We start from the raw sequence: 15,488 nt of genomic DNA, 5'->3' as shown, positions 1-15,488 counted from the left end.
CACGCCCGAGGGAGGTCGGCATGGGTACGCGCGCCCGGAGAAGGGTCCTGACGGTACTGGCGATCGTGGCGGCGGCGGCCGGCCTCGTCGCGGTGAGCCGTGCCACGGCGGGTACCGGGGCGGCACGGGACCGGGGCTATGCGCGGGGGTACGCGGCCGGCGTGACGGCCGGACACGCCGCCGGGCTCCGGGAGGGACGGGCCATCCAGCTGACCCAGGCGCTACCGACCGACCGGCAACAGGCCGCCCGCGCCGCCTTCGACGACGGGTACGCGGCCGGCGCCAACGACGTGTTCGACGGGTACGACGGCGGGTGGGGCCTGTCCGCCCCGTACGTGATAGTGCTCGCCCCGGCCGGCGACAGCATCACGTACCGGATCGCCTCCCGGGTCGGGCTGGACCCGAACACGGACTACTACCTCTGCCCGGGCTCCACCCGGCTGTGCCACCGGCCCCGCTGACGCTGTCCGGCCGCCGTGACCCGGGGGCGGGCGCGCAGCACGCCGGCGTCCGTCACCCGGCGCGACCGGCGCGGCCGGCCCTGCCGAGGCTACCCGCGTCCACCCCTGATCAGTGGGACTCTCCTCACGGTTCAGCGCGGGCCACACCGTGGACTAGGCTCATAAAGGTCATGAGAACAAAGGGTTTCGGGATGCCGACGCGCTCACAGCGTGCGCGCGAAGGACGACGATGAGCGACCCGGCACCCGACCCAATGGTGGACGAGTCGGATTTTCTCGCCGTGATGGCCGAGGTGTGCACGCCGGTCACGGTGGTCACGAGCCTCGATGACGCACTCCCCTACGGCACGACGGTCAGCGCCTTCGCCTCGCTGTCGCTGCGACCCCCGATGGTCCTGGTGGCGCTGGAGCGATCCTCCACGCTGCTGGCGAAGCTGCGCCGCACCCGACGCTTCGGCGTCAACATCCTGGGCAGCAACCAGGACGCCGTGGCCCGCCGCTTCGCGTCCAAGGGGATCGACAAGTTCCACGGGATCGCCTGGACCGAGAGCGACGGGCTACCCCGCCTGCGCGACGCGACCGGCTGGATCGCCTGCCGGGTGCAGTCCTTCTTCGAGGGCGGCGATCACATGCTGGTGACGGGCGTGGTCGAACGGGCGGTGGCCACGCCCGGCGCCCCGCTGGCGTACCACCGGCGGACCTTCGGTACGCACTCCGAGATCGCCGTCTCGCCACGCTGACCGCCCGCGCCGCCGCGCCTGCCGCGTGGCGGCGGCGCGCATGGTTGACCGGGGACGCCCGCGCCGCGATGGTGGACGGATGAGCGGAGACGGCGAGCGGGACGGGGTGGCGCTGACCAACCTCGACCAGCCGCTGTTCGACGGGGCGGGGGCCACCAAGCGGGACCTGGTCGACTATCTCGACGCGGTGGCGGACCGGATGGTCCCCGCGCTGGCGGACCGGCCGCTGTCGGTGATCCGGGTGCTGCGCGGCCAGGCGCCGTTCATGCAGAAGAACGTGCCGCGGTACACGCCGCCGTGGGTGGCCACGGTGCCGCTGTGGGCGGAGGCCTCCCGGCGCGAGGTGTCGTACGCGCTGTGCAACGACCGGCGTACCTTGCTGTGGTTCGCCAACCAGAGGGCCGTCGAGTACCACCCCACGCTGGTGCGCGCCCACGCCGGGGAGTACCCCACGCACCTGGTACTCGACCTCGACCCGCCGACCGCCGACGCGTTCCGGCTCGCGGTCCACGCCGCCCGGCTGGTCCGCGAGGTCCTGGCCGGGGTCGGCCTCGCGGGCGTGGTGAAGACCAGCGGCGCCAAGGGCGTACACGTGTTCGTTCCGCTGGACGGGCGCGCCCGCGTCGAGGACGTGGCCGCGGCGACCCGGGCGGTCGCGGCGCGCGCCGAGCGGCTGGACCCGGCGCTTTCGACCACGGCGTTCATCCGCGAGGACCGTGGCGACAAGGTGTTCCTCGACTCGACCCGGGCCGGCGGGGCGACCGTGGCGGCGGCCTACAGCCCGCGCGTGCGGCCGGGCGCGCCGGTCTCCTTCCCGCTGCGCTGGGAGGATCTCGACGATGCCGGCCCGGCCGACTTCACGCTGCGCACGGTCCCCGGGCTGATCGGTGGCCACGATCCGTGGGCCGAGCTGATGCCCGCCCCGCAAGGGTTGGACGCTGGCCTGGTCGAGGAGGGGCACGCGATCCCGATCGCCCGGGTGCAGGCGATGCACGAGGGTCGGCGGCGCGCCCGGGCCCGCCGCCAGGGCGAGCGCCCGGCCGGGACGTAGCCGCCCCTGCGCCCCCTCACGCGCGGCGGGGCTGGACCGGCCGACGTCCGGCGGGGCGTACCTCGCTGGCTGGCCGGCCGCGTCAGGTGACCGCCTGCCGTCAGGCGACCGGGCGGTTGCGGTACCGGCCGACCAGTTCGCGGGCGGCGACCTGCATCCTCGCCGGCGGCAGCCCGCGGGCCATCAGGCTGAGGTCGTCGACAACCATGTCGCCCACCTCGTGGAAGGCCGCCGGGATGCCCCCGGCCCGGTGCGCGGACAGCACCAACCCCTCCAGCCCGCGCGCCGGATCGCCGGGCGCCACCGGCTCGTCGGGCCAGACGTCGATCGCGGCGGTCAGCCGGCCGGCGTCGACCCGCTCCAGCAGCGCCGGATAGTCCACCACCGGGGCCCGGCTGACCAGGATGAGCCGTCCCCCCTCGGGGATGAGGTCGAGTTGCTCGGCGCCGATCAGCTGCCGGCTCTCCTCGGTGACGGTGGCCAGGACGAACACGAACTGGCTGCGGCCGAGGGTCTCCTCGATGGTGGCCGGAACGACGTCGTGCGCGCGTAACACGGCCGGCGGCAGCCACGGGTCGAACACCCGCACGGTCGGCTGGAACGGCGCCAGCAGCGGGCGCAGCGCCCGGCCCAGGTTGCCGAAGCCGACCAGCCCGACGTCGGCGTGGCGGAGCAGGATGGAGTCGGTGTTGCCGGCGAGGACGTAGCGCTCCCTGCCGGCCCGGAACGCGCGGTCCTCACGGCTGATCCCGCGCGCCAGGTCGAGCGCCAGCCCCAGGGCGTACTCGGCGACGGGCTGGGCGTAGGCGGGGCCGCACCCCAGCACGTGTATGCCTTGCTCGAAGCAAGCCTCGTAGTCGACGTTGGGGAAGAAGTTGCCCTCGACGTTGAGCAGGGCCCGCAGCGCGGGCGCGCGGCGCAGCCGTGCCCGGGGCAGGTCCGGCTGTCCCACGATGGCGAAGGCTTCCGGCAGCCAGGCGTCCAGGGCAGCCGGCGACGGATCGTCCTCCAGGTCGACCACGGTGAACTGGTCGCGCAGCCGGGCCATCGTCTCGACGGAGAAGATCCGGTCACTGCGCTGCGGGGCCGGCCGCAGCACGACCAACGGCTTGCCCGGGTCCTTCTTCCCGGCCCCGTCGTCCGCCTCGGAATCGGCGGGTCCGGCCGTGGGCTGCGTGGGGGTCACAAGCGTCTCACCTCTGGTCCGGGCCGCGCGTGTGTGACCGGCCCCGATCGCCGACTTCTACCGCCTCAGCGTAGACAAGTGCCTACGGCCCGTCGCGCCGGGCCGCGGGCGGGTAGTCGACCGACTCAACCGGTGGCCGGGCTCGCCACCACCGCGCCGCCCGGACGGAGGCACGGCCCGACCATTGTCAAGCGCGCTTGACATCGACGCTCGCCCAGGCGACCCTGGGGTCACGCGCACAAGACATCGGGGACGGGAAATGGCTCGATTCGTGGTCCGCCGGCTGGCGGCCGTCGACATGTACGGGACCGTGGGTTCGCCGCTGCGGCGCCGCGTCATTCTCGTGGAGTTCTGGGCCGGCGTCGTGCTCTGCGCGAGCGGCGGTGCGGCGCTGGCCGCGGTCGGCCAGGGCGGCAACCGGGTGTTCGGGTGGTGGCTGCTGAGCGTGGCGATCAACTACGTGCCGCTGGCGCTGTCCGCGACGTCCCTGTCCCGCCCGGGGGCGCTGGACACCGAACTGGCCGGCGTCGATGTCCGGGCGCAGCTGCGCTACTACGGCGTCGCGCAGCTGGTGATCGCCGTGCCGCTCGCGGTGGCAGTCCTCGCCCTGGCCCAGAGTTTCCGGTCGCGGCGCGACGATCGCGGGAGGTAACGGGCGGCGAATTGCGACCTTCGCCACACCGCCGGCGGGCCGGCTCGATTTGACGGACCGGGTGGTTGGGGGAAACGTGGGAAGCCAGACGGCCGTTTCACCTGCCCGCTAGCCGGAGAGGATTTTCCGTCGTATCGCAGTTGAGCCTGCCCGGCGGCCGGGCCCGCATCGCGCGGTGCCCCGCCGCTCAGACCCAGGGCTGTGCCGCAGCGCCCGGCGCCGGTACCCGATGGGGTGCCCCGCCGAGCCGGACCTGAGTTCCGGCGGATCGACGCCGGGGCCCCGGCGTGCCCGCGCAGTTTCATCGACAGCAGTCTCATCGACAACCGAATTCGCATGAGGAGTCTTTCACCATGCTTACCTTGACCGACCACGCTGTGACCGCCGTACGGGGCCTGACCCACCAGCCGAACGTCCCGGACGGCACCGGCCTGCGCATCTCCACCGACCCCAGCCGAGGAGCCCTCACGCTGACCGTCGCGGCGGCGCCCCAGATGGGCGATGAGGTCATCGACACCGCCGGCGCCCGCCTGTTCCTCGACTCGGAGGCGGCCACGATGCTGGACGACAAGTCTCTCGACGTGACCACCGACAGCCAGGGCGGGCTGGAGTTCAGGGTCGGCGAGCAGCAGCCCTGACCCCCGCCCCGGAGTCACGCTCCCGGATCGCCTCCCGGGACCGTGCGGGGTGCCGCCGGATGTTCGGGCGCCGGCGGCACCCCGGCCTCAACGCTCCGCCAAGGCTCCCGCGGCGCATCAGGGGTTGAGCGGATCGAGGCGCGCCGTTGGACCCGTGGACCCTTCGTGTTTGGCTGCCCTCGGTAGGATGCAGCCCGTGGTGGATCGCGCACCGAAGCCAGCACCACTGTCCACACAGGACACTGTCCGGCACCGGTTCGTGGTGTGCGGCGACAACCCGCTCGCGCTGCGGCTGGTCGACGAGCTGATCGTGCGCCACGACGCGGACGTCACGGTGATCCTGCCCTCCCGCGCGCAGCACCAGGGTCCGAGCCTGGCGGCGTTGCCCGGCATCAACCTCGTCGAGGCGCCCCGGCTGTCCGTGGAGGCGTACGCCCGCGCCGGCCTGGCCGGCGCCACGGCGCTGGCGCTGGTCTCGCAGGACGATGCCGGCAACATCGACGCCGCGCTGATGGCCCAGGAGATCAACCCTGGGATACGCATCGTGCTGCGGATGTTCAACCAGAAGCTCGCGACCGGGGTCCAGGCGCTGCTGACCGACTGCGCCGTGCTGTCGGAGTCCGCCATCGCGGCACCCGGGTTCGTGGCCGCCGCGCTGGGCGAGGGCACCCCGACGTACCTGCGGATCGCCGACCGCACCCTGGTCGTCGCCCGCCGCGCGGACGTGCCGCCCGAGGACGTGGTGCGCGGGCTCGCGATCGTCGAGCCGGTCAACCCGGCCGGCGACGGCGACGAGGCGGACGAGCCCGAACTGCTTCCCAAGTACGACGAACTCGCCGACCTGGTGCTCGCCGACGTGCCGTCCGCCGCCCCGACCGCGACGCGGCACCGGCGACACAAGCACCCGCTGCGCACCATGTCGGTGTACGTGGGCCGGCGGCTGCGGGCCATCCTGGCCGCGGTGGCCGGGCTGCTCATCCTCGCCACTCTGCTGTACCAGTGGATCGACAAGCTGGGCTTCCTGCCGGCGCTGTACGTGACGATCCTGACCACGCTCGGCGGGGCCAACCCGGATCAGACCCTGTCCTGGCCGGAGCAGCTGCTGCAGACCGCGCTGGTGGTGCTGGCCGTCGCGCTGATCCCGGTGCTCACCGCGGCGGTCGTGGAGGCCACCGTGCGCGCGCGGCTCGCGCTGGCCAGCGGCGGCCCGGTCGAGCCGATGCGCGACCACCTGGTGGTGGTGGGCCTCGGCAACATCGGTACCCGGGTGATCAGCGCGTTGCACGAGGCGGGCATGGACGTGGTCGCGGTCGACCATCGCGACCAGGCCCGAGGCGTGCAGGTGGCGAAGGACCTCGGCATCCCTGTCATCATCGGCGACGCGACACAGGAGGGGGTGCTGCGCGCGGCCTGGGTGCAGACCTGCCGCACCCTGCTCGTGCTGACCAGCGACGACGTGCGCAACCTGGAGACCGCGCTGCTGGGGCGCACGGTCGCCGGGCAGCTGCGGGTGGTGATGCGGCTGTTCGACGGGGACTTCGCCACCCGGATCGAGCGAGCCTTCGGGCTGGCCAGCTCGCGCAGCGTGTCGTACCTTGCCGCACCGACCTTCGCCGCGGCCATGATGGGCGAGTCGGTACTGGACACCATTCCGGTACGCCGCCGGGTGCTGCTGGTCGCCGAGCTGCCGGTGGGCGCCGGCTCACCGCTGGAGGGTCAGCTGACCCTGGACGTCAACCAGCCGCACGAGACGCGGCTGCTGGCGGTACGCACCGGCCGGGGCGCGCAGACGCTGTGGTCGCCGCACCAGGGGCGCCGGCTGGTGCACACCGACCGGATAGTGGTGGTGTGCACCCGCGGCGGGCTGGCCCGGCTGCTGGCCCGGTGTACGCCGACCCCCGAGTCGCCGCACCACCTGGACGCCCTGGACCTCGATCAGTTCCCGCCCACTCACGCGTTCCGGCGACCGGACGCCGACCCACCGCGCGTGTAGGGCCGGTCCCGCGCCGATCATCGTGGCCACTGGCTACGACGGCCGTCGTCCCGTTTCGCGATGGGCTTCCACGCCGGCGCGCTCGGCCCGGGGCGTCAAGGGTTTCAGCGGTCTCGGGGTCGCGGGCTCTCGTGGAGCACGGCGAGTTCGGCGATGGTCTGCTCGGCGCGTTCGTGGTCGCCGAGTTCGGTGAGGGCTTGGGCGAGTTCGCGCAGCGAGTGGATCAGGTTGGGCCCGAACGCGTCGGGGCGGGCCCGCGCCAACCCACGGTAGACGTCGACGGACTCCTCGCTCGCGGCCAGCGCCTCGTCCCACCGTCCCAGGCTCCCCAGCACCCTCGACAGGGTGTGCAGCGACATGGCCAACGCGACCTGGAACAGATCGGAACCCGCCCGCGCCAATCCACGGTAGACGTCAACGGACTCGATGCTGGCGGCCAGGGCGGCCTCCCACCGCCGGCGATCCGACAGCTGAATGGACAGGTTGTTCAACGACGTGGCGAGATTGGGCAGGAACTCGTCGGGGTGGGCTCGCGCCAACTCACGGCGGATCCGGACGACCTCCTGAATGGTGGGCAGACCCTCCTCCCACCGACCCAGATCTCTGAGGTCCGCCGACAGGTTGTGCAGGGACGCGGCCAGGTCGGGCAGGAACTCATCCGGGCGGGCCTGCGCCAACCCGCGCCGAATCCCGACGGCTTCGGAAACCGCGGCCACGGCCTCCTCCCACCGCCCCCCGTCCGCCAGGTCGACGGACAGGTTGTTCAACGAGGTGGCCAGGTCGGACAGGTACTCGTCCGGGTGGGTGCCGGCCAACCCGCGGTAGACGAGGACGGACTCTTCGCTCGCGGCCAGCGCCGCTTCCCACCGCCCCACGTCCGACGGATCGACGAACGGGTCGTTCAGCGACCTGGCGAGGTCGGACAGGAACTCGTCTCCGCGAGCCGGCGCCAACCCACGGTAGATGGCAACGGCCTCCTGGCTGGCCGCCAGGCCATCTTCCCGCCGGCCCAGATCCGCCACGTTGGTCAACGCTCGCAATCCACGGGACGATCGATCGCCGCGGCCATCCGGTCCACCACCTCGGTCAGCAACTCCGGCGAGGTGGCCAGGTTCAGCCGGACGTGGCCGGCGCCGCCGGTGCCGAAGTCGGCTCCCGAGTTGACGGCCACCCGCCCGCGTTCGAGGAACACCTCAGCCGGGTCGGCGGGCAGGTCCAGGGCGCGGCAGTCCAGCCACGCCAGATAGGTGCCCTCCGGCGCCCGGTACCCGATGCCCGGCAGCCGCTCGGCGAGCAGGTCACCGAGCAGGCGGCGGTTGTCGTCCAGCCCGGCCAGCAGCGCGTCCAGCCAGTCCCGGCCGTGCCACAGGCCGGCACAGTGCGCGATGACTCCCAGGTGGCTGGGGCCGTGGCTGACCTCCTCGGGCATCCTGGCCAGATCCTTGGCGGAGGCCGGCCCCGCCACCGCGACGGCCGCCTTCAGCCCGGCCAGGTTCCATGCCTTGGACGCGGACAGCAGCGAGAACGCGTCGTCGGTGCCGGGCAGCGACAGGTACGGCAGGTGGGTGGCGCCCGGGTACACGATCGGCGCGTGGATCTCGTCGGCCACCACCCGCATCCGGTACCGGTCGGCCAGCGCGGCGACCGTGGTCAGTTCGTCCCGGGTGTGCACGGTGCCGGTGGGGTTGTGCGGGCTGCACAGCAGGAACGCCGCGGCACGGCCGCCACCCGGGCCGGTCCCCTCACCGGAGGTGGCCCCGGCGGAGGTGGCCTCGGCGAAGGCGGCCTCGAGCGTGACCGGGTCGATGCGGTGCCCGGCGGTCAGCGGGGCCTCGACCACCCGGCGGTCCAGGTGCTCGACGAACTGGTAGAACGGCGGGTAGACCGGGGAGTTGACGACCACCGCGTCGCCGGGGCCGGTGATCAGCTTGAGCACCTCGACGATGCCGAGCATCACGTCCGGCACGATCGCCGTGCGCCCGACGTCGATCGTCCAGCCCCATCGCGACGCGGCGAAGTCGGCCAGCGCCTCGGCATAGCCGGTGCCGGCCGGGTAGCCGGTGTCCCCGAGGGCGATGGCGTCGGTCAGCGCCCGCGCGATGGGCTCGGCCAGCGGCACGTCCATCTCCGCCACCCAGGCCGGCAACACCTCCGGGGGGAACCGCCGCCACTTCATGCTCGTCCGGCGACGCAGGTCATCCAACGACAGCACGCGTAAGGGGTTCGTCATGTCCCGGTAAGTTACTCCGTCCGCGCGTCCAGGGCGTCGGAGAGAACTTCGGCCAGGTGCCGCCCGCGCCGGCTGGCCAGCTGGTCGAGCTGGATGCGGCAGGAGAAGCCGTCGGCCATCAGCACGGTGTCCGGCCCGGCCGCCCGTACCGCCGGCATCAGCGCGACCTCGGCGACGGCGGTGGAGACCTCGTAGTGTCCGCGCTCCATGCCGAAGTTGCCGGCCAGTCCGCAGCACCCGCCGAGCACGTCCACCTCGGCGCCGGCGTCGCGCAGCAGGGACTGGTCGGCCTGCCAGCCGAGCACCGCGTGGTGGTGGCAGTGCGGCTGGGCGACGGCCTTGACGCCCGCGAGCGACGGTGGTGTCCACTCAGGACGGTCGGTGAGCAGTTCGGCGAGGGTACGGGTGCCCTCGGCCACCGCGGACACCGCCCCGTCGCCGGTACCGAGCAGCTCCGGCAGGTCGGAGCGGAACACGGCGGTGCACGAGGGCTCCAGCCCGACGATCGGCACGCCCGCCTCGGCGTGCGGAGCGAGCGCGTCGACCGTGCGGCGCAGGATGCGCTTGGCCGCGTCGGTCTGGCCGGTCGAGATCCAGGTCAGCCCGCAGCACAGCCCGGGCTCCGGGATGCGCACGGCGTACCCGGCCTCCTCCAGCACCCGTACCGCGGCGATGCCGACCTCGGGGCTGAAGTGGTTGGTGAAGGTGTCCACCCACAGCAGCACCGGGTCGGTGCCGGTGCCGGCCGGCGTGTGTCCGGCGAACCACTGCCGGAACGTCTGCGTGGCGAACGCGGGCAGCGGGCGCCGGGCGTCGACCCCGGCCAGCCACTTGCCGATGGCGGCCAGCGGCCGCACGGTGAGCGTCCGGTTGGCCAGCCCCGGCATCCGGGACGCGAGCCGGGCCCAGCGGGGCAGCCAGCCGAGACTGTAGTGGGTACGCGGGCGCAGCCGTCCCCGGTACGCCTGGTGCAGCACCTCGGCCTTGTAGGTCGCCATGTCGATACCGGTCGGGCAGTCCGAGGCGCAGCCCTTACAGGACAGGCACAGGTCCAGCGCCTCGTGCACCTCGGGCGAGCGCCAGCCGGAACGCACCAGGGTGCCGTTGACCATCTCCTGCAGCACTCGGGCCCGGCCGCGGGTGGAGTCCTTCTCCTCCCGGGTCGCCTGGTAGGAGGGGCACATCACGCCGCCCGAACCGGTCGTGTTGGCCAGGCACTTGCCGACCCCGGTGCAGCGGTGCACGGCCTGGGACAGGTCGCCGCCGTCGTGCGGGTACCGGAAGGTGAGCTGCTCGCGCAGCGGCCCGGCCGCCGGTACCCGCAGGTCGGCGTCGACCGGCCGGGGCCGGACGATCACGCCGGGGTTCAGCAGGTCCTGCGGGTCGAAGGCGCCCTTGAACTCGGCGAAGGCGGCCAGCATGGCCGGCGAGTACATCCGCTCCAGCAGTTCGCCGCGGGCCCGGCCGTCGCCGTGCTCGCCGGACATCGACCCGCCGTGCGCGGCCACCAGCGCCGCGGCCTCCAGCAGGAACGCCCGGAACCGCTTCGCGCCGTCCGGCGCGCGCAGCGGGAAGTCCAGCCGCACGTGCACGCACCCGTCGCCGAAGTGCCCGTAGGGCATCCCGGTCACCCCGTGCGTCTGGGTCAGCGCCTCGAACTCCCGCAGGTACCCGCCGAGCCGCTCGGGCGGTACGGCGGAGTCCTCCCAACCGGCGTGCGCGGGCAGACCCGCCGGCGAGCGTCCGGACAGCCCGGCGCCGTCCTCCCGGATGCGCCACAGCTCGGCCGCCTGCGTCGGGTCGGTCACCACCATGGCCGCCCGGGTGCCGGCGTCAGCGATCAGCGGACCGGCGGCGGCCTCCAGCTCCGCGGCGTTGTCGCCGGCCAGCTCGACGAACAGCCAGCCCCGCCCCTCGGGCAGCTCGGGCACCGCGGCCGCGCCGCGCCGCCCGCGAACCGCGTCGACGATGCGCGCGTCCAGCCCCTCGATGGCGATCGGGTGGTGCTTGAGCAGCGGCGGCACCGCGTCGGCGGCGGCGGCCATGTCCGGATATCCCAGCGCCACCAGCACCGTGGCCGGTGGCGCCTGAACCAGCCGCACCGTGGCGCCGAGCAGCACCGCGCAGGTGCCCTCGGTGCCGACCAGCGCCTTGGCGAGGTCGAAGCCGCGCTCGGGCAGCAGGTGCTCCAGCGAGTACCCGGAAATCTGCCGGCCGAACCGGCCCGACTCGGTGCGGATGGTGGCCAGGTTCGCGCGCACCAGCCGGTCCACCGAGGCCAGCACCGGCGATGAGCCGGCCTCGACGCCCTTGCCGGCGCGCAGCCGTTCACCGGTACCGGTGAGCACGTCCAGCGCGACCACGTTGTCGGCGGTGCGGCCGTACCCGAGGGCCCGGGAACCGCACGCGTTGTTGCCGATCATGCCGCCGAGCGTGCACCGGTTGTGCGTGGACGGGTCGGGGCCGAAGCGCAGCCCGTGCCGCCCGGCCTCGCGCTGCAACTGGGCGAGCACCACGCCGGGCTCGACGACGGCGGTGCGCGCCTGCTCGTCGATGGACACCACGTGCCCCAGGTGCCGGGCGAAGTCCAGCACCACGCCCGGCCCGACGGCATTGCCGGCGATCGAGGTGCCGGCCCCGCGCGGGGTCAGCGGCACGTTCAACCGGCGGCAGACGTCCAGTACGGCGAGCACCTCGTCGACGTGGCGCGGCAGCACCACGACCCGGGGCACCACCCGGTACAGCGAGGCGTCCGAGGAGTATTCGGCGCGGCGCAGGGTCGAGTCGTCCACCTCGCCGACCCCGGCGGCGCGCAGGGCCGCCACCACGTCCTGGGACGACGGGCCACCCGTCGCGGCGGGCGCGGACGCGACACCGGCGGTCACGGGCGTACTCCGGCCGGGCAGGTGCGCTGCTTCGCCATCGTCGTCCCCTCGGGTCGGCCAGTCTGCTATCGCTTGATTCTCCTACTCGGATTTGTCCGCCCCGGGACCGGCCCGCTCCTTACCGGGCTCACCCGGGTAACGGGTACCGTGCCGTGACCCGCGCCATGGCGCGGGTCGGCCGGCGGCGGGGAAGCTGGACGCGGGAAAGCTGGACTCCGGGGGCGAAACAGCGACCAAATGGGCCGCGGGAGCGTCCGCCGGTGGCGAGCGGTGCGGCGACGAGAGGTGACGGATGATTGAGATCACAGGCGTCCGGCAGGTGCAGGCCTGGCGCGACCGGGTCATGCCACCGGTCGAGCGGGTGGCCGGCGGCGTGTGGTCGATCCCGGTTCCCCTTCCCGACACCCCGCTGCGGTACGTGCTGGTGTACCTGCTCGAGCTGCCGGACGGCGTGGCCATCATCGATGCCGGCTGGGACTCCGATGACGCCTGGCAGGCGCTGCTGACCGGCATCGACCAGACCGGGCACTCGATCACCGAGGTGCGCGCCGTGCTGGTGACCCACGTGCACCGGGACCACTACGGCCTGGCTGGCCGGGTACGGGAGGCCTCCGGCGCCTGGCTGGCCATGCACCATCAGGAGGCGGCCACCCTGCCGCGCCGGCAGGGTACGGCCGCCGCCCTGGTAGCGGACTCCCGGCTGTGGCTGCGCCGCTGCGGCGCCCCGGACGACGAGGTACCGGGGCTGCTGGGCACCCCGGAGCTGTACGAGCCGCTGCTGGCCATGCCCGAACCGGACATTCTGCTCAGCGACGGCGACAAGGTCGACCTGCCGGACTGGGACCTGCGTACGGTCTGGACGCCCGGCCACACCGCCGGGCACGTGTGCTTCTACGACCCCACCCGGGAACTGCTGTTCACCGGCGACCATGTGCTGCCCCGGATCAGCCCCAACATCTCGGTGCACCCCGGCTCCCCCGGCAACCCGCTGGAGGCGTTCCTGCGGTCGTTGGCCACGGTCGGCGAGCTGCCGGTCGCCGAGGTGCTGCCGGCACACGAGTACCGCTTCCGGGGCCTGGCGGACCGCGTCGAGGACCTGGTCGCGCACCACGAGAGCCGGCTGACCCAGCTGACCGCGCTGGTCGCCGATCGGCCGGGGCAGACCACCTGGCAGCTGGCCGCCGGGCTGACCTGGTCGCGCGACTGGTCGCAGATCCAGGGGTTCATCCGACGCTTCGCGGTGGGCGAGACGCTGGCGCACCTGGTGCTGCTGGAGCACCGGCACACCATCGCCCGGATCGGTTCCATGCCGGACCGGTGGGCGCTGGCCGCATAGCGGCCCGCCTCGATCGGGCGGTACTCCGGTCGCGGTCCGCGCGCCGGGCGCGCGGACCACGCGCCACCATCGATATATTGAATGCCGCCGGCACACTCCACACTATCGACGTCGATGAGAATGGCGATGCCGGGGCGGCGGCAGGGCCCGGGCCATAGCTGCATCTCCCGCATTTGCAGCAAATCTCCCGTGCGCCCGCACAAGCGCGGCTGCCCAAACGTTCGCAATCGTCCAGGTAGCCCCACATCCGAATTTGATAAGCCGTAGCATGGGGCCCACTGGTGGATCGTTACGGATCGTTCGGAGATAGAGATGGCCCGGAAGCTCGAAGTCAAGCTCCTCGACGACATCGACGGGAGCGAAGCCGACGAGACTCTGAAATTTGGTCTCGATGGCGTGAACTACGAAATCGATGTCAACGCCGACCACGCGGAAGACCTGCGTGCCTCTATTGCCAAATTTATCCTCGCCGCTCGCCGGATGGGCCGCGGCGGCATCACCACCGCCAGGCGGGGACGGGCCGCCACACCGGGTCAGGGCGATCGCGCCCAGAACCAGGCGATCCGCGACTGGGCCAAGCGGCGAAAGATCCCACTGGCCGGCCGGGGCCGGATTCCCCGCCACCTGGTGGAGCAGTACGAGGCCGAGGCCGGTCGCTGACCCGGCGCGGGGGCGTTGACCCGGCAGGAATGCCAACGCCCCCGAGCCGGCGGCCACGTTCCGCGAGATGCGTTCCAGACCAGTTACGGCCAAAACGCGCGTCGACATCCGGTCCCGTCGACCCGATAGAAGACAGTGCCACCAAGTAACGCGCCGAACCCTTCGAGGAGTTCGTCTTCGGTCAGCCCATCGCGCGACTCAATTGATCCGTTCACGGTTCGTTCCGTTGAAATGTCGCGCAATGGCTCGCGTGGCCAACGCAGCGGCCAGCCGATCCGGTTCAGGCGCCATTTTTTGCCCTGCGACGCGGGTTGCCCGACGAAGCTAACCTGCTGGCATGACTGTCAACGTCGGCGTGCTCGCCCGCTTCGAGTTCAAGCCCGGGTACGACCAGGAGATCGCCCAGTTCTTTGCCGAAGGACGGGCGATTGTGGCGAGCCAACCCCGACAGACCTGCTGGTATGCCTTTCGCCTGGGCGCCACTACCTATGGAGCCTTCGCCGCCTTCGCGAGCGAGGCTGATCGTGATGCGCTGCTGTCCGCGGGCGGCCCGAAGCTCTCCGCCTCCGTCGCGCACCTCTTTGCCGCGCCACCGACGTTTGACAAACACGACATCGTGGAATTTCGTCCGTCGCAGCCGTAGGTACGCCCGGCAAACCGGCGTTGAACGCGGCGTCCGAATGCCGCCAGCCATCGGTGCGCGCTACGCACAGACTCGGTGACGGCTCGCCGCCACGGCGGCCGGCGTTCGATCGAATCACGCGAAAGGCGAGACACATGCATGTGGTCCCGGGGCTCAAGGTGCTCTACTTCGGAACTCCGGTAGTGCTGATCAGCTCGCGCAACCCCGATGGCAGCGCGAACCTCGCCCCGATGTCCTCCGCTTGGTGGCTGCACCAGTCCTGCATGCTCGGCCTGGCCAACAGCGGCCAGACAACGGCCAACCTGCTGCGCGAGCGCGAGTGTGTGCTCAACCTCCCGTCGTCGTCGTTGGTGGATGCCGTCGACCGGCTCGCACTGACCACCGGCAAGCCGGAGATCTCGGAGTACCGGCGGGCGCAGGGTTACCGGTACGAGCCGAACAAGTTCGCCGCGGCGGGGCTGACCGAACAGGCGTCGGAGTTGGTCTCGCCGCCCCGGGTCGCGCAGTGCCCGATCCAGTTGGAGTGCAGGCTGGTCGCCGTGCATCCCTTCGCCAGCGCCCCGAATCTCAACGCCTTCGAGGTCGAGGTGCTGCGCGCCCACGTCGAGGAGAGTCTGGTGATCCCGGGAACGCACTATGTGGATCCGATCGGGTGGGACCCACTGATCATGAAGTTCTGCGAGTTCTTCGGGGAAGGGCACAACCTCCACCCGTCGAGGCTCGCCGAGGGGTGGCAGATGCCGCACCAGCTCCGGCAGCCGGCCGGCTGAGGCGGCCACGCGGCCGTTGGGCCGCCGCGCAGGCGGACGGCGAGCCGCCCCCGGCAGGGACCCGGGGGCGGCTCGGGCCCGGCGACGATCGGCCTACCGGTAACCGGCGGCGACGACGTTGGCCTGTACCGAGTTCTCGGTGGCGTCCGACGGGTAGCCGGAGGTCATCACTCCCTCGTAGAAGGTGCCGGCGGAGCCCTTGCTGTTGTCGCCGCCGATCCCGAGGATGATCGCCCCCTCCTTG

Annotated in this window: 15 protein-coding genes; 10 read left to right on the top strand and 5 right to left on the bottom strand. The window is 72.5% G+C overall.

Going from position 1 to position 15,488, the window contains the following annotated elements:
* Positions 1–20 precede the first annotated feature (20 nt).
* The 3 genes from ABEA87_RS31630 to ligD all read left to right on the top strand — a co-directional run bounded on the left by ABEA87_RS31630 (position 21) and on the right by ligD (position 2,251).
* A complete protein-coding gene (locus tag ABEA87_RS31630; RefSeq protein WP_345635852.1) occupies positions 21–461 on the top strand; it encodes a hypothetical protein in 441 nt (146 codons plus the stop codon).
* Positions 462–690: 229 nt separating this feature from the next.
* A complete protein-coding gene (locus ABEA87_RS31625; protein ID WP_345635851.1) occupies positions 691–1,200 on the top strand; it encodes a flavin reductase family protein in 510 nt (169 codons plus the stop codon).
* A gap of 79 nt (positions 1,201–1,279) precedes the next feature.
* Positions 1,280–2,251, top strand: coding sequence for a non-homologous end-joining DNA ligase (gene ligD / locus ABEA87_RS31620; protein ID WP_345635849.1), 972 nt, complete (start codon positions 1,280–1,282; stop codon positions 2,249–2,251).
* Between the two features lie 100 nt (positions 2,252–2,351).
* Here ligD and ABEA87_RS31615 read toward each other — a convergent pair whose 3' ends face one another.
* On the bottom strand, positions 2,352–3,437 hold the full coding sequence (locus ABEA87_RS31615; protein ID WP_345635847.1) for an NAD(P)-dependent oxidoreductase: 1,086 nt from the start codon (positions 3,435–3,437) through the stop codon (positions 2,352–2,354).
* A 259-nt stretch (positions 3,438–3,696) separates the two neighbouring features.
* On the opposite strand from ABEA87_RS31615, the gene ABEA87_RS31610 reads away from it, so the two are divergent.
* The 3 genes from ABEA87_RS31610 to ABEA87_RS31600 all read left to right on the top strand — a co-directional run bounded on the left by ABEA87_RS31610 (position 3,697) and on the right by ABEA87_RS31600 (position 6,720).
* The gene (locus ABEA87_RS31610) at positions 3,697–4,089 is read left to right on the top strand and encodes a hypothetical protein (protein ID WP_345635846.1); all 393 of its coding nucleotides are present in this window, start codon (positions 3,697–3,699) and stop codon (positions 4,087–4,089) included.
* A 362-nt stretch (positions 4,090–4,451) separates the two neighbouring features.
* Complete coding sequence (locus tag ABEA87_RS31605; RefSeq protein WP_345635844.1) at positions 4,452–4,727, top strand: adhesin; 276 nt, start codon at positions 4,452–4,454, stop codon at positions 4,725–4,727.
* Positions 4,728–4,923: 196 nt separating this feature from the next.
* On the top strand, positions 4,924–6,720 hold the full coding sequence (locus ABEA87_RS31600) for a potassium channel protein (protein WP_345635843.1): 1,797 nt from the start codon (positions 4,924–4,926) through the stop codon (positions 6,718–6,720).
* 104 nt (positions 6,721–6,824) lie between these two features.
* Here the strand turns inward: ABEA87_RS31600 and ABEA87_RS31595 are convergent, their stop codons facing one another.
* The 3 genes from ABEA87_RS31595 to ABEA87_RS31585 are packed head-to-tail and all read right to left on the bottom strand — an operon-like array spanning position 6,825 to position 11,835.
* Positions 6,825–7,742 carry a tetratricopeptide repeat protein gene (locus ABEA87_RS31595; protein ID WP_345636056.1) on the bottom strand — a complete coding sequence of 306 codons (918 nt, stop codon included), beginning with the start codon at positions 7,740–7,742 and terminating at the stop codon, positions 6,825–6,827.
* Between the two features lie 5 nt (positions 7,743–7,747).
* Positions 7,748–8,950, bottom strand: a complete 1,203-nt coding sequence (locus tag ABEA87_RS31590) for a MalY/PatB family protein (protein ID WP_345635842.1) — start codon at positions 8,948–8,950, stop codon at positions 7,748–7,750.
* An 11-nt stretch (positions 8,951–8,961) separates the two neighbouring features.
* A complete protein-coding gene (locus ABEA87_RS31585) occupies positions 8,962–11,835 on the bottom strand; it encodes an FAD-binding and (Fe-S)-binding domain-containing protein (RefSeq protein ID WP_345635840.1) in 2,874 nt (957 codons plus the stop codon).
* Positions 11,836–12,127: 292 nt separating this feature from the next.
* Between ABEA87_RS31585 and ABEA87_RS31580 the strand changes: the two genes are divergently transcribed.
* The 4 genes from ABEA87_RS31580 to ABEA87_RS31565 all read left to right on the top strand — a co-directional run bounded on the left by ABEA87_RS31580 (position 12,128) and on the right by ABEA87_RS31565 (position 15,244).
* Complete coding sequence (locus tag ABEA87_RS31580; RefSeq protein WP_345635838.1) at positions 12,128–13,171, top strand: MBL fold metallo-hydrolase; 1,044 nt, start codon at positions 12,128–12,130, stop codon at positions 13,169–13,171.
* Between the two features lie 312 nt (positions 13,172–13,483).
* Entirely contained in the window at positions 13,484–13,831 is a 348-nt protein-coding gene (locus ABEA87_RS31575; RefSeq protein ID WP_345635836.1) for a histone-like nucleoid-structuring protein Lsr2, read from the top strand.
* Between the two features lie 337 nt (positions 13,832–14,168).
* Positions 14,169–14,474 carry a hypothetical protein gene (locus tag ABEA87_RS31570; RefSeq protein ID WP_345635835.1) on the top strand — a complete coding sequence of 102 codons (306 nt, stop codon included), beginning with the start codon at positions 14,169–14,171 and terminating at the stop codon, positions 14,472–14,474.
* Between the two features lie 134 nt (positions 14,475–14,608).
* Positions 14,609–15,244 carry a flavin reductase family protein gene (locus ABEA87_RS31565; RefSeq protein ID WP_345635833.1) on the top strand — a complete coding sequence of 212 codons (636 nt, stop codon included), beginning with the start codon at positions 14,609–14,611 and terminating at the stop codon, positions 15,242–15,244.
* Between the two features lie 93 nt (positions 15,245–15,337).
* Here the strand turns inward: ABEA87_RS31565 and ABEA87_RS31560 are convergent.
* The coding region (locus ABEA87_RS31560; protein ID WP_345636054.1) for an arabinofuranosidase catalytic domain-containing protein at positions 15,338–15,488 on the bottom strand (151 nt) is incomplete at its 5' end.

Origin of the sequence: Rugosimonospora acidiphila, assembly GCF_039543385.1 — a bacterium.
Lineage (GTDB): Bacteria > Actinomycetota > Actinomycetes > Mycobacteriales > Micromonosporaceae > Rugosimonospora > Rugosimonospora acidiphila.
The sequence above is the reverse complement of the archived record's forward strand: the minus strand, read 5'-3'. Positions and strand labels throughout refer to the sequence as shown.